The 16,647-nt window shown below is 39.9% G+C and carries 15 protein-coding genes; 8 read left to right on the forward strand and 7 right to left on the reverse strand.

The window, feature by feature from the left end; genetic code table 11:
• Nucleotides 1–19: 19 nt before the first annotated feature.
• From topA to C502_RS0102795, 3 genes are all read right to left on the reverse strand, one after another.
• Nucleotides 20–2,659, reverse strand: coding sequence for a type I DNA topoisomerase (gene topA / locus C502_RS0102785; protein ID WP_018677342.1), 2,640 nt, complete (start codon nucleotides 2,657–2,659; stop codon nucleotides 20–22).
• 33 nt (nucleotides 2,660–2,692) lie between these two features.
• Nucleotides 2,693–3,142, reverse strand: coding sequence for a hypothetical protein (locus tag C502_RS0102790; RefSeq protein ID WP_018677343.1), 450 nt, complete (start codon nucleotides 3,140–3,142; stop codon nucleotides 2,693–2,695).
• Between the two features lie 204 nt (nucleotides 3,143–3,346).
• Nucleotides 3,347–3,592 (reverse strand): SlyX family protein, encoded by a 246-nt coding sequence (locus tag C502_RS0102795; protein WP_018677344.1) that lies wholly within the window; start codon nucleotides 3,590–3,592, stop codon nucleotides 3,347–3,349.
• A gap of 32 nt (nucleotides 3,593–3,624) precedes the next feature.
• Here C502_RS0102795 and C502_RS0102800 point away from each other — a divergent pair, with 32 nt between their 5' ends.
• Entirely contained in the window at nucleotides 3,625–5,520 is a 1,896-nt protein-coding gene (locus C502_RS0102800) for an ATP-binding cassette domain-containing protein (protein WP_018677345.1), read from the forward strand.
• 63 nt (nucleotides 5,521–5,583) lie between these two features.
• On the opposite strand, the gene C502_RS0102805 is transcribed toward C502_RS0102800, so the two are convergent.
• Nucleotides 5,584–6,105 (reverse strand): O-acetyl-ADP-ribose deacetylase, encoded by a 522-nt coding sequence (locus C502_RS0102805; protein ID WP_018677346.1) that lies wholly within the window; start codon nucleotides 6,103–6,105, stop codon nucleotides 5,584–5,586.
• A gap of 124 nt (nucleotides 6,106–6,229) precedes the next feature.
• Here C502_RS0102805 and C502_RS0102810 point away from each other — a divergent pair, with 124 nt between their 5' ends.
• Nucleotides 6,230–7,168 (forward strand): LpxL/LpxP family acyltransferase, encoded by a 939-nt coding sequence (locus tag C502_RS0102810; protein WP_018677347.1) that lies wholly within the window; start codon nucleotides 6,230–6,232, stop codon nucleotides 7,166–7,168.
• A 272-nt stretch (nucleotides 7,169–7,440) separates the two neighbouring features.
• On the opposite strand, the gene C502_RS0102815 is transcribed toward C502_RS0102810, so the two are convergent.
• Nucleotides 7,441–8,550 carry an endonuclease/exonuclease/phosphatase family protein gene (locus tag C502_RS0102815; RefSeq protein WP_018677348.1) on the reverse strand — a complete coding sequence of 370 codons (1,110 nt, stop codon included), beginning with the start codon at nucleotides 8,548–8,550 and terminating at the stop codon, nucleotides 7,441–7,443.
• Nucleotides 8,551–8,739: 189 nt separating this feature from the next.
• Between C502_RS0102815 and asd the strand changes: the two genes are divergently transcribed.
• The 5 genes from asd (at nucleotide 8,740) to truA (ending at nucleotide 14,547) form a co-directional block, all read left to right on the forward strand.
• Nucleotides 8,740–9,858 carry an aspartate-semialdehyde dehydrogenase gene (gene asd, locus C502_RS0102820; protein ID WP_018677349.1) on the forward strand — a complete coding sequence of 373 codons (1,119 nt, stop codon included), beginning with the start codon at nucleotides 8,740–8,742 and terminating at the stop codon, nucleotides 9,856–9,858.
• Nucleotides 9,859–9,999: 141 nt separating this feature from the next.
• Complete coding sequence (locus tag C502_RS0102825) at nucleotides 10,000–11,454, forward strand: type IV pilus assembly protein FimV (protein WP_018677350.1); 1,455 nt, start codon at nucleotides 10,000–10,002, stop codon at nucleotides 11,452–11,454.
• Between the two features lie 61 nt (nucleotides 11,455–11,515).
• Nucleotides 11,516–12,721, forward strand: a complete 1,206-nt coding sequence (locus C502_RS0102830; protein ID WP_018677351.1) for a hypothetical protein — start codon at nucleotides 11,516–11,518, stop codon at nucleotides 12,719–12,721.
• A gap of 44 nt (nucleotides 12,722–12,765) precedes the next feature.
• Complete coding sequence (locus C502_RS0102835) at nucleotides 12,766–13,734, forward strand: asparaginase domain-containing protein (protein ID WP_018677352.1); 969 nt, start codon at nucleotides 12,766–12,768, stop codon at nucleotides 13,732–13,734.
• Between the two features lie 15 nt (nucleotides 13,735–13,749).
• Nucleotides 13,750–14,547, forward strand: a complete 798-nt coding sequence (gene truA, locus C502_RS0102840; RefSeq protein WP_018677353.1) for a tRNA pseudouridine(38-40) synthase TruA — start codon at nucleotides 13,750–13,752, stop codon at nucleotides 14,545–14,547.
• 42 nt (nucleotides 14,548–14,589) lie between these two features.
• On the opposite strand, the gene C502_RS0102845 is transcribed toward truA, so the two are convergent.
• Nucleotides 14,590–15,597 (reverse strand): AraC family transcriptional regulator, encoded by a 1,008-nt coding sequence (locus C502_RS0102845; RefSeq protein ID WP_018677354.1) that lies wholly within the window; start codon nucleotides 15,595–15,597, stop codon nucleotides 14,590–14,592.
• A 229-nt stretch (nucleotides 15,598–15,826) separates the two neighbouring features.
• Here C502_RS0102845 and infA point away from each other — a divergent pair, with 229 nt between their 5' ends.
• Nucleotides 15,827–16,048: a translation initiation factor IF-1 gene (gene infA, locus C502_RS0102850; RefSeq protein ID WP_001284370.1), complete on the forward strand. Its 222-nt coding sequence runs from the start codon at nucleotides 15,827–15,829 to the stop codon at nucleotides 16,046–16,048.
• Nucleotides 16,049–16,112: 64 nt separating this feature from the next.
• On the opposite strand, the gene C502_RS0102855 is transcribed toward infA, so the two are convergent.
• Nucleotides 16,113–16,487 carry a lysozyme inhibitor LprI family protein gene (locus tag C502_RS0102855; protein WP_409360628.1) on the reverse strand — a complete coding sequence of 125 codons (375 nt, stop codon included), beginning with the start codon at nucleotides 16,485–16,487 and terminating at the stop codon, nucleotides 16,113–16,115.
• Nucleotides 16,488–16,647: the final 160 nt, after the last annotated feature.

Raw genomic sequence — 16,647 nt, forward strand, 5'->3', positions numbered from 1 at the left:
TTTCTTATTCTACAAAACGCTAAGCTTCAACCCATTTCCCATTCTTGAAAACAAGACTCCACTTGGTTTGTTTTCCTTCAAGCGTCTCTGAACCCACGTATTGCTCTTGATTCTTACGACTGAATTTCACTACCGTTGGATTACCTTCAGGGTCGACATCTGGTGCTTGCAACAAGAACTGGTATTTTGGATCAAGTTGATCCGCTACACTTCGTAATTCAGCAACTTTGGGCGCACGCGTTTCACGGATTTTAGGGAACTTGCTTGCTGCCAAGAATAAACCTGCTGCGCCATCACGTAACACAAAAAAGTCGTCATGTTTAGTTGAACGCAAGTGTTCCATTTTGATTGGGTCTACACGTGGTGGGGCAGGCTGACCACTCTTTAATACTTTACGGGTATTGTCACAGCTTGAACATGCGAAGTACGGGCCAAAACGACCTGTTTTTAACTGCATCTCACCATCACATTTATCACATGGAATGGTTGGGCCATCATAGCCCTTGATCTTGAACTCGCCTTCTTCGACTTCGTAACCATCACAATCAGGGTTATTACCACAGACATGCAATTTGCGCCCACCATCCACCACATAGCTATCCATTGCGGTACTACATTTAGGACAACGATGTTTCGACATCAAGTCAGCAGTTTCAGCACCATCATCGTCCGACAATGCAGCCAAAGATTCGACTGGTGTTAAGTTCAAGGTACCTTTACAACGTTCTTTCGGTGGTAAGTTATAACCTGAACAACCTAAGAATACGCCTGTCGTTCCTGTACGCACTTGCATTGGACGAGCACATTCAGGACATGGCACATCAGGCACTTCTACAGGTTGATTACGGCGCATCCCGCTCTCACCTTGTGCATTGGTCAAACGCTTTTTAAAGTCACCATAGAACGTATCGAGTAACTCTTTCCAGTTACGCTCACCTGTCGCAACACGGTCTAATTGACCTTCTAAATCTGCGGTAAAGGCATAGTTCATCAAGTTATTAAAACTTTCATCAAGGCGGTCGGTAACAATCTCGCCCATCTTCTCAGCAAAGAGACGACGGTTTTCTAGCTTGACATAACCACGCTCTTGAATGGTCGAAATAATCGCCGCGTAAGTTGACGGACGACCAATACCTTTCTTCTCTAACTCTTTCACCAAAGAGGCTTCGGTAAAACGCGCAGGCGGTTTAGTAAAATGTTGGCTTGGGTCAAGCTTTTCTAACTTGAGTACTTCACCGACTTTCACTGCAGGTAATAAAATATCATCATCTGATTTATTGGCACCACGAACTCGGGTAAAGCCATCAAACACTAAAGTACGACCTTTGGCTTTTAACTCAACATTTGATGCTTCAACCGTTAGCGTTGAAGATAAATATTCAGCAGGTGTCATCTGACAAGCAACAAATTGACGCCAAATTAGGTCGTATAAACGCTGAGCATCACGCTCTACACCCGCAAGCTTATCACCGGTCAATCCTACATCAGATGGACGAATGGCTTCATGGGCTTCTTGTGCACCTGCTTTATTGCCATAACGATTTGGCTTGGCGGGTATATATTTATCACCAAAATTTTGTTGGATATGGTTACGCACCATATTTACAGCGTCATCACTCAAAAAGGTTGAGTCGGTACGCATATAGGTAATGAAACCACCTTCATACAAACGCTGCGCCAGCATCATGGTTTTCTTTACAGAGAAACCTAAGCGTGTACTGGCTGCCTGTTGAAGCGTTGATGTAATATACGGCGCACTCGGATTCACCTTCGTCGGTTTATCTTCACGTAATGCGACTTTATATTCAGCATCTTTTAAGACATTTAATAATGCATCGGTTTCAGCTTTATTTTTGAGTTTAAGCGTTTTACCCGCCTGTCTCACAGCTTCTAAACGAATGTCATCTTTTTTAGAAACGATATCTGCAAAAACCTGCCAATATTCTTCTGGGATAAAAGCACGAATTTCACGTTCACGCTCAACCACCAATTTTACTGCAACAGATTGCACACGACCTGCCGATAAACCACGAGCAATTTTTTCCCAGAGTAATGGTGAAACCATAAAGCCCACAACACGGTCAAGGAAACGACGTGCTTGTTGAGCATTGACACGATTAATATCTAACCGTGTTGGTTGCTTAAATGCTTCTTGGATAGCGTTCTTGGTAATTTCATTAAAGACTACACGATGAAAACGGCTGTCATCGCCACCAATGACTTCTCTCAAGTGCCACGCAATCGCTTCCCCTTCTCTATCCAAGTCCGTTGCGAGATAGATTGCATCTGCATCTTTGGCGAGTTTTTTCAGTTCAGCAACGACATGCTCTTTACCTGGTAGCACTTCATAATGTGCAATCCAATCATGTTCTGGGTCAACCCCCATCCGATTGATCAATGCAGATTGTGATTTTTCAGCTTTTTGTTCATCAGTTAGCTTTGTTCGTGTAGCAGGCTTTTTTTCTGTTGATTTTGCCCCACCACCTGTCGGTAAATCACGAACATGACCGACAGACGATTTCACAATAAATTGTGAGCCTAAATATTTATTAATGGTTTTCGCTTTTGCAGGCGACTCCACAATCACTAAGGCACGTTTAGTTGCAGCAGAGGCTGGAGCTGCTGTGCTTTTTGAAGCAGAGCGTGGAGTATTCGCCATAATAAATCGTTTTTCCTATAATCAATCAAATAATTAGCGTTGTGCCAATTCATGTAAATAAGCTTTCATATCTTCAAGTTGCGTGGCTCTTAGGTCAGTTTCTTCATCCCAATACAGCCCAACGCAGTTTGCCTGCATATCAATAGCATAAACTCCTTTTAATGCAATGGGTAAGTCATTAAATTTCTGATCACCTTGCACCACTTGAAGTTTGCCATCAACGGCTCTTGCTCGCATGAGTGCCAAACGAGCATCAGGAATGAGCACACTATAATAAGCCACCATACTGGCACGTTTTTCAGAAGCCATTGGAACTTTTGTCCACTCAGGTGCAACGATTAAGCGTGGATGTAATCCCATCTTCCGAGCTTGATCTCGCATCATCCCCAATGCTTTTTCTCGAGGACTCACACGTAGACCAAAAATCGAGCCTAATACAAATAGTACTATCGCAACCGTGATCCAAATTCCAACGTTACTCATAATGTAGCCCAAAACTTCCTTTTATTAGCGTTACATAACTTGAATCAAAAACGCAAGTTTTCCTTGCTATTCTATTCAGAATAAGAACTTAAACCTGACGATATCATCGTAATTTAACGTTATTATTCTGAAATTTAAAAATATTATTCCCTAAAAGTATGACTAAGTTTTAACTCAAATCCTTATTATTCAACATCTATATGATCAATAATGCGGTGGTTTATCACTCATCGGATCAAAAGGTGCAATCCCTTCTGATAAATCTGATGATTCAACTCGACGATATAAAAGTTGCATTTGTTTTTTTAAAATTGCGATTTCTTGAGTCTGAATCGCAAGCTGTTCATTCAATTGTTCAACTAAATCGTCTAAAAATGCAATTCGGACTTGCAAATCTTCAATGGGTGCGGACAATGACGCGTGATCATCACAATTTTGTTGTTTAGTCATTTCAGACCTCATCTGAGCTTTTAGGAAACATTATGGCCTATATTACTTTAAGGGATGTCCACCTCGCATTTGGTGGGCCTGCCCTACTCGATGGCGCACACTTTAACCTAGAACGTGGCGAACGAGTCTGTTTAATCGGTCGTAATGGTGAAGGCAAGTCTACTTTACTTAAACTGATTGAGGGAAGCTTATTACCTGATACAGGTGAAGTTTCGATTCAAAATGGTTTAACTGTTTCAATGTTAGCCCAAGACGTTCCAATGGACTCAGGCAAAGTGGCTGATATTGTGGCAGATGGTGCGGGTGAAGCTGCTGCTGTACTCAAAGCTTATCATGAAGCAAGTGATGCCTGTGTGTTGGGTGATATGGAAGCCTGTGATCATATGGGCATGTTACAACACAAGCTGGATCAGCTTGATGGTTGGGCACTCGAAAATAAAGTGAACTCTATTCTCAGTAAAATGGGACTTGATCCGAATGCCGATCTAGCCGATTTATCAGGCGGTCGTAAGCGTCGTGTATTATTGGCACGTGCATTACTGACTCAACCAGATGTGCTATTACTCGATGAACCTACCAACCATTTAGATGTAGAAAGTATTGAATGGTTAGAGAAATTCTTACTCGATCAAAACAATTTGACCTTGTTATTTATCTCGCATGACCGTTCATTTGTAGATAGCATTGCAACTCGTATTGTTGAGCTTGATCGTGGTATTTTACGTAGCTATGAAGGTAACTATTCACGTTATTTAGATCTTAAAGCACAACAAATGGAAGCAGAAGAAAAACAAAATGCTTTATTTGATAAAAAATTAGCTGAAGAAGAAGCTTGGATTCGTCAAGGCATCAAAGCACGCCGTACCCGTAATGAAGGCCGTGTCCGCGCATTAAAAGACTTACGTGAACAATCTAAAGCACGTCGCTCGCAACAGGGCAAAGTCAGCATGGCGACTCAAGATGCGAATCGTTCTGGCAAATTGGTATTTGATATTGAGCACTTAAGTGTCACCTTTGGTGATAATGCACCGATTATTAAAGGCTTCTCTGCATTGGTTATGCGTGGTGATCGTATTGGTTTAGTCGGTGACAATGGTGTCGGTAAAACGACCCTGATCAAAGCTATTTTAGGTGAAATCGAGCATGGTGGTTCAGTTAAAACCGGTACTCAACTGGAAGTTGCCTATTTTGACCAGCTACGTAACGCTTTAGACCTCGAAAAAACAGTGATGGCAAACGTGTCTGAAGGCTCTGACTTTGTCGATGTGAATGGTGGTCGCCGTCATATTTATAGCTATTTACAAGACTTCTTATTCTCGCCAGAACGTGCTCGTACACCAGTAAAAGCATTATCAGGCGGTGAACGTAACCGTATCTTATTGGCAAAACTGTTGCTGAAACCATCAAACTTAATCGTCATGGATGAGCCAACCAATGACTTGGATATGGTGACGCTAGAGTTACTTGAAGAAATGCTGTCTGACTATAAAGGTACGCTATTGCTAATCTCGCATGACCGTGCCTTTATGGACAATGTTGTCACGTCAACATGGGTCTTTGATGGTAAAGGTAATATTGATGAATACATTGGTGGTTATCAAGATTATCTAGAACAGCGCCCAGATGACAAAGTCGTCGATCAAAAAAGTGACGTCAAAAAAGCGCAAGCAAAAGCCGAAGCTGCTGCACAGAAGAAAGTAAAACTCAGCTATAAAGATCAGCGTGAGTTAGAACAACTCCCTGCTGAGATGGAAAAGCTAGAAAAAGAACAAGCTGAACTTTCAGCAAAACTTGCAGATGGTTCTTGGTTTGTGAGTGATGCCAATGCAGCAACGTTAGCGAGCCAACGCCTTGCCGAGATTGAAGAAGCTCTGCTTGAAAAATTGGAACGTTGGGACATCTTAGAAAATATGTCGAAAGGCAACTAATATCTACAAAGTGACTATCCTTTCGGGGATAGTCACTTCATTTCAAGAGCTTAGTCAACTGAGTTAAAAATCAGCTTTAAGCAATTGGTAAATATTAAAATTTTCATCATCAAAACAGACAAAAGTCACTTCTTGCACCCAATGCCCTTGGTTCAACTCTGCTTGAATGGTTTTTAAAGCAATTTCAGCCGCGAGCTGTTTTGGAAAATGGTAAATTCCAGTTGAAATATTTGGAAATGCAATAGATTTCAGCTCCAAACTTTCAGCAAGTCTAAAACTATTCCGATAAGCATTTTCTAATAAATTTATTTCGTTATGCTGACCATCAACCCATGTTGGTCCAACGGTATGAATGACATATTGAGCAGGCAAATGTCCCGCCGTTGTTACAACAGCCTCACCGACCTTACAACCACCTTGCTTTGCACGAATCTTCTGACAATCTGCCAAAATCTCCGCCCCACCACGGCGATGAATTGCACCATCCACACCACCACCGCCTAGAAGTGACGTATTTGCGGCATTAACAATCGCAGCAACAGCGATTTGAGTAATATCTCCCTTTATAATACTTATCGTTTTCAAAATACTCTCCTTATTCAGTCAGTGATCATAAAATCAATCTGGTTTTACCTTACAGTTAAAGTTGCAAAACTCAGTTCATGTTACACTGTTTGCAAATTCAATTTAATTCACATATCTAAGTTCTATGAGTCAAAAGCAGCCTTATAAACCTGGCGAATTTCAATGGGAATTTCTATTACCAAAATATTGGAAAATTTGGATCGCTATCACGTTCTTGATGCTATTAGCCATTCTTCCTTGGGCAATACAATGGCGATTGGCACATGGTTTAGCATATTTATGTTGGCACTTACTTAAATCACGTCGCAAAACAACGCTACGAAATTTGGAAGTTTGTTTTCCTGAATGGTCGCCCGCAGAAGTCGAAACCCAAGCCAAACAGGTCTTTGTGGATATGATGGTGGGGGTCTTTGAAACTCTAAATGCGTGGTATTGCCCAAAATGGTTTGATCATCGTTCTAGTGTTGAAGGTTTAGAACATCTCACCAATGCTCAAGCTAAAGGCAAAGGTGTTTTATGTTTAGGCACACATAGTACCTTACTTGATGCAGGCGGCTATCTATGTTCACGCTATTTTCCACTGGACGTTGTGTATCGCCCACAGAACAATCCAATGCTCGACATGCTGGTCTATCGCTGTCGTGCACCGATTTATAGCCATCAGATTGATCATGACAATATGCGTGGACTTATTCGTCAGCTTAAACAAGGTGATGCCATTTGGTATAGCCCAGATCAAGATTTTGGTTTAAAACAAGGCATCATGGCACCTTTTTTTGGTGTCCCAGCAGCAACCGTTACCGCCCATCGTCGCTTAATGAAGATGGCAAACGCAGCTGCTATTCCTTTATATTTTTACCGATATGGCGATATTCGAAATCCACAATATAAAGTTCGACTTGAAGCGGAAGTTGAAGGCATTCCAAGTGAAGATGAACTCAACGATGCAATACGTGTCAATAAAATTATAGAAGCACAGCTACGAATTGCTCCAACGCAGTGGATGTGGTTCCATCGTCGTTTTAAAACTAGAGCTGAAGGCTACGAGAATATTTATAAATAAATTAAAACCCGAGTTTCGCATCCTGCAAAACTCGGGTAAATGAGGTTGTGCTTTCACATCATTTTTTATTATCTTGCTTCCATCGCATGCATCATATCCATAATGCGTTTTTCCATTTCAGCGTCGCTATCCTTAATCGGAAATCCATTCCTGCGTCCCTGTGCTGATGTATTTAGAATAAACCTTTTAATAGCACTCGACTATTCGCTGTCGACCTAAATCACTGTACGATATTGCTTACACCACGCTATATTTAGATTTCACTCATTGATCTATTTATGTGGTTGAGCTAATTCATCTACAACTTGTTTTTCCTCTTGCTCAGCCTTTTTTATTCCCTCTTGAATCGCCTGTTCTGCTTCTTGTTCATCGTCAACCGTTTGTTCTAACTCTTCTTGCTGTTGTTCAAAAATACGCCCCGTTTGTAAAACCACATAAATCGGAAAATGATCTGAACCAATATGAGACAACCGTTTCATCTCAACCAAGCCAAAATCAGTACTATGAAAAATATGATCCAAAGACCAACGTAAGAATCGATAGTCCGCATGAAAGGTATTCATGAAATATCGCCCCACTCGAGGATCAAGCAAGCCGCTTATACGTTGGAATAAACGGGTTGTTCTTGACCATGCCACATCATTTAAATCACCCATGACGATACAACTTTGATCTAAATCTTTAATTCGATCACCAACCATTAAAAGTTCAGCATCTCTTAAAGTTGAATCTTTAGCTTCAGTTGGGCTTGGTGGTTTGGGGTGTAAACAATATAATTGGACATGGATGCCTGAGCGCAATTTGACCGAAGCATGTATCGATGGAATCTCATCACTTAAAATAAACTTAATCTCAGGCTCAATTAAAGCTAGACGACTATATAAATGCATACCATATAAATTATCTAAAGGCACAGCAACACGATACGGATAATCTTGCTCTATCGGTTCTAATGCCTTTTGCCAAATCTGATCAGATTCAAGTGTTAAAATAATATCTGGCTGTAAGGCATGAATATGCTGTTGAAGTAAATGATATTTATTATTGGGGGTTAAGACATTTGCCACTAACACCGAAAGTTGTTGCGCTGTATTTAATTGCTCATGCCGAACTTGCTGAACTTGTTTTTTCCATATAGGTGTATAAGGCAATATCATTTTCAATTGAAAAGCGACCGCTGCAATTACTCCTAGCAAGAACAACTCTCTACGCAAACTCCATTCAGTTTGTATAAATAACAAACCAACTAACGTCACAAGACCTATCGCTAAAATTTGCAATCGTGGAAAGTCAGCTCCTCGAAACCACCACTCATCACGGGGTATCAAAGACCACAGGCTTAGCCAAATAACCAATACTGCACAAAATTCAATCCATATCATGTTAATTGTACCCTTAGGATTATTTGAGATTCCTGAATAAAGTTATAGCTTTATCAATTTTCTATCTAATACAAACAAGTTATTCCACTCAACAAAATTATCGTTTTATTTACGTAAAGCTTGCAGTTGTGGTCGCTTTTGATACACTCTAACCCCTTTAAAGTTTTTTACATACCGAGGCAAAATGACATGAAAGTAGGTCTGGTCGGTTGGCGTGGGATGGTTGGTTCTGTCCTGATGCAACGTATGGTTGAAGAGAATGATTTTGCTCATATTGAGCCATTCTATTTTTCTACCAGTAATGCAGGTGGCGAAGCGCCTTCATTTGGTGGTAAGACTGCCCCAGCACTTATGGATGCATCAGACATTAATAGTCTGAAGCAAATGGATGTCATTTTAACCTGTCAAGGTGGTGATTATACCTCTGAGGTTTTCCCTAAGCTGAAAGCTGAAGGTTGGGATGGTTACTGGATTGATGCTGCGTCTACACTACGTATGGCTGATGATGCAATCATCGTACTTGATCCAGTTAACTTAAACGTGATCAAAGATGGTTTAGTCAATGGTACTAAAACATTTGTAGGTGGTAACTGCACCGTTTCTTTAATGTTGATGGGCTTGGGTTCTCTATTCCAAAATAATTTAGTGGAATGGGCAACTTCGATGACTTATCAAGCTGCTTCTGGTGCTGGCGCGCAAAACATGCGTGAACTGATCACTGGTATGGGCTATTTGTACAACAACACCAAAACCTTATTAGATGATCCAAAATCTGCAATTCTTGACATTGACCGTCAAATTGCTGAATTACAACGTGGCGAAGGTTTTCCGAAATCTAACTTTGGTGTGCCATTAGCAGGTTCATTGATCCCTTATATCGACAAACAACTCGAAAGCGGTCAATCGAAAGAAGAATGGAAAGGTCAAGTTGAAACCAACAAGATTCTAGGTAATCAACAAATCGTTCCGATTGATGGTCACTGCGTTCGTATTGGTGCAATGCGTTGTCACTCTCAAGCCATCACTTTGAAATTGAAAAAAGATGTTGCGCTTGATGAAATCGAAGACATGATTCGTCAATCAAGCCAATGGGCGAAAGTCGTTCCGAATACACGTGAAGCATCAATGACTGATCTTACCCCTGTTGCGGTGACTGGTACTTTAACTGTTCCAGTCGGTCGTTTACGTAAACTCAATATGGGTAAAGAATATCTAGGCGCGTTCACAGTGGGCGATCAGCTACTTTGGGGCGCTGCTGAGCCATTACGTCGTATGCTTCGCATTTTAGTTGAATACAAGAACGCTTAAGCAAAAACATTTAAAAAACAAAAGCCGATCACATTTGATCGGCTTTTGTTTTTTATGAAAGATGAATATTTTACAATTCATTTACATCACGGTAATGTATACTTTTGAATTGACTAAAACATCACTTTTTCATGGATCGAGATGACTGTTTATAACAAATTAAAAATTGCCATTTTAGCCATATTTTCTTCGCAGCATCTTTATGCGATTACGCTTGATCCACTACAGATTCAGTCCACGCCAGGTGAATTACTCTATGCAGAAATGAGTTTTCACCAAGCAGATACAAGCTCTAAACTAGATGTCAGTTTGGCAACACCTGAAGATTTAATGATGATTGGTGCGGCACATCAACCACCTGCAAACCTTAATTTTTTTACACGCCGTAATAATCAAGGTGAAGGTGTTATTGTTATTACTTCATCGCGACCAATCAATGATGCTGAACTTAATATTATTCTTAAAATTCAAGAAAGTGGATCATCTCATTTAAAACATATCAAACAACCGATTCGCCAAAATAATAAAAACACCATTGCAAAAACAAGTAATGAAAAATCACTTGCACCAAAATTTATTGTGAGCGAGAAAGATATTGCTTTAAATCTACCTGTCAGTGCGCACTTCAGCACAACAAGTGCCAAAGAACCCGACCTAAAGCAAGAAAGACTCTTAAATGCACCTTTTACACTTCCACCAACCTTGAATGTATCTGAATCAAAAAACTCAGTTGCGACTACGGTATCCATCATCACACCAAATAAAGTTGAGCCATCAATAATAGAAAGTATCCCACCGAAAACCATTGATACAATCACCACAAAAACCGAATCTAAACAGAACGTAATACCAGTAATACAAGAAAATAATCAGTCAATAAATCCTACTGCGAATGCAAAGGTTACGCCTACAGTTGAAAAAGATTTAAAAAGTACTGAAACAAAAATAAATGAACAAAAAGAAAAAACTCAGTATCAAGCCAAAAAGATGGCATCGGATATAAAAAAGAAAATACTTCCACCGAAATCAACGATGGTGCCTGAAGTACAAACTTCACAACAACATGTTGTACAACGTAATGAATCTCTGTGGAGCATCGCTCAACAAATCGCAGCACAAACACAACAGCCTGTTGCTAAAGTTATGACTCAAATCAAAGCACAAAATGAACATGCCTTTATCGGAGGTAATGCAAATCGACTTAGACAAGGTTCACATTTAAATTTCAACCTAAATACGACACCACCCCGCCAAAACCAAACAACAAATCAAACGGCTGCGCAAATAACACGTCCAACATCTGGAAAAGCCAAATACCGCTTACAACAAGCAGAAATGTCGCTTGTCGCTGAAAGCAATCAAGATTCAAGTACAGGAAGTGCGAAAAAAGACACATTACAGCAAAAAACCAGTGCAGATTTATCATTAAAAGTTATGACAGCACGAGAAAAAACCGTTACATTACAAAGAAACGTAACACAGTTAGAATTGGCATTACGTAACAAGGAACAACGTATTCAGCTACTGAATGCTCGACTTGCCGAGCTACAAGATCAGTTGAAAGCACAGCAGGAAACTAAAAAGCCAACACGCTAAGTTACGAGAAGATTCTCATAAATTTGCACCAAAGCGGCTCTATCTTCAAGGGGTATAGATCATGTCAACTATAATAATTGTACTGCTAATCGTTGTATTAGTTGTTGCAATCGTTTTAAAAAAACGCAGTGACAACCAAAGTGCTGCAACACCTAAAAAAGGTGCTACAGGCAAAGCAACAAAGAAAGCAGCTACAAAAAAAACTTCACGTACGAGTTTAGCACGTGAAGAACAAGAATCTGCCCCACCCGCAACGACTGCGATTTCAGATGCCTTACGCCAAAAAATCGAACAACAGATTCAAAGTGGTCAGTATCAAACAGCTGAAGCTCAAATCAATCAAGTATTAAAACAAGATAATTCCCAGCATGAATTATATTTATTCTTACTTGATATTCATTTGGCGCAAAAAGATGATTTTGCGATTGATCAATTGATCAAACACATTCATGCACTAAAATTAGAAGATATCGCTCAAGCAGCTGAAGCGAAACAACGTGAATATGAGAAAAACAAACAACCCGATGCAATTGAATATAGTTCTAGCTCAGCAAATAATTTTCATCAACAACCGCATACAACGGTTCAAACACCGATTCAAAATAATAATGCCGATTTTGATGCATTAGCTCAGTCACAAACGAGCCAATCTTTTGATGATTTACAATCAGACTATAGCCCTGTTCCAACAGTAGAAGAAGTCAAATCAGTTGAACCTGTGCCTGAAGTTCAACCCTTAGACTTTAATTTTTCATTTGAGAAAAAAGAATCAGTTGAAGCTGCGCCAGCGATAATTGAATCACCAGAAATCAAAGAAGCTGCACCTTTAGAATTTTCATTTAATTTAGACTCTACTCCCACTGTTCCTAACGTTGAAGAAACAAAAGCTGAACTAGATTTTAGTTTTTCCAATTTAGAAGTTACAGAACAGAAAATAGAAACAACTCCCACTTTAGATTTCACCTTTGAGTCAAAAGCAGATAAGCAAGTTGAAGTTACTGAAACTGCTACTGAATCATTTGTTCAAGTCGAGCCTATCGAAGCAATTGCTGAAACTGTATCAGTTGCCGCTCATGATCCTTTAGTACAATCATTTCCTGACCTACAGCAGTTAGATGAAGCAGAACTTAATTTAGACCTCGTTGAACAATATATTGAGCTAGGTGCCTATGAGTCTGCACGCGAATTATTAAAAAGCAGCCAAGCACTTTTAAATGCGGAGCAACAACAACGCTCACAAAATTTACTGAATCAAATAGCTTCCTGAATTTGATCAGTCTAATATAAGCAGTCTCTCAGACTGCTTTTTTTATGATGAAAAAAATTGCTTTAATCTATATGGGTGGGACATTTGGTTGTATTGGTGAACCACTCATGCCAATGCCTCAACAGGAATTTTTACCTTTATTAACCAAGGTGATTCCCTCTCATTTATCAGTCGAATGTTTTGCTGCACCAAGTATTAAAGACAGTAGTGCTTGCACTGCAACAGACTGGCTGAAATTAGTACAACAAATCCAGCAATTACAACGCACTGGTTTCCAACACTTTGTCATTATTCATGGAACAGATACGCTGAGCTATGCTGCGGCAACACTCGCCCGCTTCTTGGGGCACTCCTGTCATGCCATTATTACAGGTAGCCAATATCCTTTACTCAATATTGAAGGTAACAATACCCGCGAATTCACTGATGCGATTGGAAATCTATATTTCGCCCTCGAACAGGTGCTTAGCTTACCTAGCGGTACTTATCTTGCTTTCCATCAGCAAGTTTTTCATGCACAAACCACATTAAAAGCACATACCACAGAACTTGATGCTTTCGTTGGTGTCAAAGCAGAACAATCTTGCAAAACCACATCTGCTTATTTTATTGTAAAAGATGAACAGATTAAGCAAGCAGATCAACTCAGCCTGCTCAATTTGATGTTGCAGCCGATTGCAAAAGAACAATTGATTTTACAGTTAAAAAGCATACTGATTGCCCCACCTCACTTTCTAGTTTTTCAAGGTTTTGGTACAGGCAATATTGCCATCAATGATGAAATTCTGGGCTTATTTGAGCAATTGTATCAACGACAATGCCTGCCGATTGTGAGTACCCAAGTCACCTTTGGGCAACTAGATCAACGTTATGCGGTAAGCTCATGGATTCAAACTGCCAAAGTTTTAGTCAATGATTGCCATAGCCATGCCGATTTATATGCAAAAGCACTGCAAATGTATTTAAAATACCCAACCCACGAACAATGGTTCGAACATTGGCATCAACACTAATAGTGAGGTTAGAACATGCAACGTTATGCAATTGGTATTGAATTTTGCGGTACTCAATACCGTGGTTGGCAAACCCAACAGGCTGGCGTTATCACTGTTCAAGAAAGCATAGAAAAAGTTCTAAGTAGCATTGCCAATGAACCGATTGTATTGCATGGTGCGGGTCGTACGGATGCGGGTGTGCATGCAACCAACATGGTGGCGCATTTCGACACTGACGCAATCCGCCCTGAACTCGGCTGGATTCGCGGGGCTAACAGTCAACTTCCCAAAGATATTTCAATCCAGTGGATTAAATGCATGGATGAAAATTTCCATGCTCGTTTTAAAGCCGTGGCACGACGTTATCGTTATGTGGTGTATAACGCCCCCACTCGCCCCGCCTTATTGTATAAGCAAGTGACTCATCTCTATCAAACCTTAGACATACAGAAGATGATTACCGCTGCAACAAAATTCGAAGGAACTCATAATTTTGAAACGTTCCGTGCAGCAGCATGCCAGTCCAATCAACCTATACGCAATATCAAACATTGTCGTTTATTTGAACATGGTCGATATCTGGTCTTAGATATTCAAGCCGATGGCTTCTTGCACCACATGGTGCGGAATATCATGGGATGTTTGTTGGAAATCGGACAAGGTCTGTATGAGATTGATCATATTGATACCATGTTTGCCGCAGAAGACCGTACCGCTGCGGGTATTACCGCTCCTTCTGATGGTCTGTACTTTATCCAAGCCTATTATCCAGATGAGTTTGATCTGCCGCAGTTGCCTTTAGGGCCACAATGGTTGAATCTACCAGAATAAAAAAAGCCTTATCGTCAGATAAGGCTTTTTCTTGTGTAACAATCAACGCTGCTTACGCTTACGATATTCGACAGGCGTTTCATTGGTCCAGCGTTTAAAGGCACGATAGAAAGTACTTGGTTCAGAAAAACCAGTGAGGTACACAATCCGTTCTACACTTTCATTGGTATTCGCCAATAGTTTTTTCGCTAAACGACAACGATAATCTGAAAGAATCTGCTGAAAACTCGTATTCGCCTCACTAAGTTGTGTTCTTAAGCGACGTGGTGTGATGCTCAACTGAGCAGCAACTGTTTCTAAGGTTGTTTCACCACTTTCTAAAGTTGAACCAATGGCACGGCGAACTTCACCCACTAAATCATAACGCGCTAATTCTTGTAACTTCTCAATGGCGAGTTGTTCATGCAGTTGCAGTAATTCTGGTTCAGCTTGCCACAATGGATAATCAAGTACAGCCGCATCAAAATATAAGCGTGTTGCTTTTTGTCCTAAACTGACAGGACAACCATATACTCTGAAATATTCATCATCATTTGCGCCATCATTAAAATTAAAATCAATATAAATCGGCTGAAATTGACCTTCAGTAATAAATTTAAAGAAACGCAAAATACCTGACATGGCACATTCAGAAAAATGGCGATTGACTAGGTTATCAGACCAAAATTGTTCGCCATTGGTTAAATAACAACGACCATCTTCCACTATTAGCTTTGCATCAAAGGCATCACTAATCAGGCGTTGATAAGCCAAAGCTCGTTTTAAGCCTTCACCAAAGGTTTCACTACTGATAAATAAATGTTCAATCACTTGACCACGATAAAGCGGTAAATACTCACCTAAATGTAATCCAATATCTGGATCATGGCTGACATCCTGTGCTGCAATCCAAAAAGCATTTTGTGCATTCAATGGTGTTCGTGCATTGGTATCAATTTGATTAAGTGCCACTCCTGCTTTTGTTAGAATCTCTTCAGTTGGCAATCCTGCTTTACGAATTGCCTGATAACCAAAGCGCAATACAACTGATGCATCTGTTAACTGACCCACGCAGCGCCCTTCCCTGTAGATACTTTATTATGACAATAGCAATAATTTTAGATTAACGTTGATTGACCAAACTGACAACAATATTCTGCTACTTTTGTTAAAAAAAATTGTCAATTGTCTGACAGTTTTCATCAATAAACATCTAAAAGGTTTGCTGCGAGTTAACCTTGTAAAATTCAAATAAATTGACTATAATTTGCCCCTTTCCAATTTGATCATCAGGTAGGCTATGGCCAATAAAGAGGAACTCATTGAGTTCGAAGGCGTTGTCACCGAAACGCTTCCTAATACGATGTTCCGTGTACGTTTAGAAAACGGTCACGAAGTTATTGCTCACATTTCTGGTAAAATGCGTAAACACTATATCCGTATTTTGACGGGCGACAGTGTAAAAGTCGAAATGACACCTTATGACTTAACAAAGGGTCGTATCACTTACCGCGCGCGCTAAGAAATTCGTGAATGCAAAAAAGCCACATTTTTGTGGCTTTTTTTCTATGCTTAATTCCTGTTACTTATTCACTTAACCGTGTTGTCTTACATCCAATGGTTTGACACTCGCGTAACCGTTCCACTAACCAATGATTACGTTCTTGTGTCGTACTCAGTCGGCATTGCACATTTACACTATTTTGCTGATCATCAGTACACTGAGCATCACGATGACGAATCCATGCGAGCTGTGACTTTTTAAGGATTTTTTGTTGTGTATCATTAAGTTGATGTCTTAATTGCTGATAGTTTTTATTTAAATCGGCATCAGCGCTGGCATAAATTTTATTGGTACAATAAATATCATCATAGGTATTACGAGCCTTATCACAATTATCTGCATAGCTTAATGGCGCTAAAGCTCCACATATAAGTCCAAATATTATCTTGCGCATCAAGTTTTCCCAATCGCTTCATTATGCAACATATCTAAGCATATTTTATTTGAATTGAATATTGCCCAAGGATAGACAAGTTTGTATATTTTTGTCTTTATTTGATTTAAGCAATACAATACATAAAATTTAAATATTTCATATCAATATAAGGAAATTATCA

Origin of the sequence: Acinetobacter tjernbergiae DSM 14971 = CIP 107465 (assembly GCF_000374425.1) — a bacterium.
In the GTDB taxonomy this organism is placed as follows: domain Bacteria; phylum Pseudomonadota; class Gammaproteobacteria; order Pseudomonadales; family Moraxellaceae; genus Acinetobacter; species Acinetobacter tjernbergiae.

What these genes read in the sequence shown, in the direction of transcription:
- asd (WP_018677349.1), top strand. Translation starts at nt 8,740, where the DNA reads ATGAAAGTAGGTCTGGTCGGTTGGCGTGGGATGGTTGGTTCTGTCCTG.
- C502_RS0102825 (WP_018677350.1), top strand. Translation starts at nt 10,000, where the DNA reads ATGACTGTTTATAACAAATTAAAAATTGCCATTTTAGCCATATTTTCT.
- C502_RS0102810 (WP_018677347.1), top strand. Translation starts at nt 6,230, where the DNA reads ATGAGTCAAAAGCAGCCTTATAAACCTGGCGAATTTCAATGGGAATTT.
- C502_RS0102795 (WP_018677344.1), bottom strand. Translation starts at nt 3,592, where the DNA reads ATGACTAAACAACAAAATTGTGATGATCACGCGTCATTGTCCGCACCC.
- C502_RS0102835 (WP_018677352.1), top strand. Translation starts at nt 12,766, where the DNA reads ATGATGAAAAAAATTGCTTTAATCTATATGGGTGGGACATTTGGTTGT.
- C502_RS0102800 (WP_018677345.1), top strand. Translation starts at nt 3,625, where the DNA reads ATGGCCTATATTACTTTAAGGGATGTCCACCTCGCATTTGGTGGGCCT.
- truA (WP_018677353.1), top strand. Translation starts at nt 13,750, where the DNA reads ATGCAACGTTATGCAATTGGTATTGAATTTTGCGGTACTCAATACCGT.
- C502_RS0102815 (WP_018677348.1), bottom strand. Translation starts at nt 8,550, where the DNA reads ATGATATGGATTGAATTTTGTGCAGTATTGGTTATTTGGCTAAGCCTG.
- C502_RS0102790 (WP_018677343.1), bottom strand. Translation starts at nt 3,142, where the DNA reads ATGAGTAACGTTGGAATTTGGATCACGGTTGCGATAGTACTATTTGTA.
- topA (WP_018677342.1), bottom strand. Translation starts at nt 2,659, where the DNA reads ATGGCGAATACTCCACGCTCTGCTTCAAAAAGCACAGCAGCTCCAGCC.
- C502_RS0102830 (WP_018677351.1), top strand. Translation starts at nt 11,516, where the DNA reads ATGTCAACTATAATAATTGTACTGCTAATCGTTGTATTAGTTGTTGCA.
- infA (WP_001284370.1), top strand. Translation starts at nt 15,827, where the DNA reads ATGGCCAATAAAGAGGAACTCATTGAGTTCGAAGGCGTTGTCACCGAA.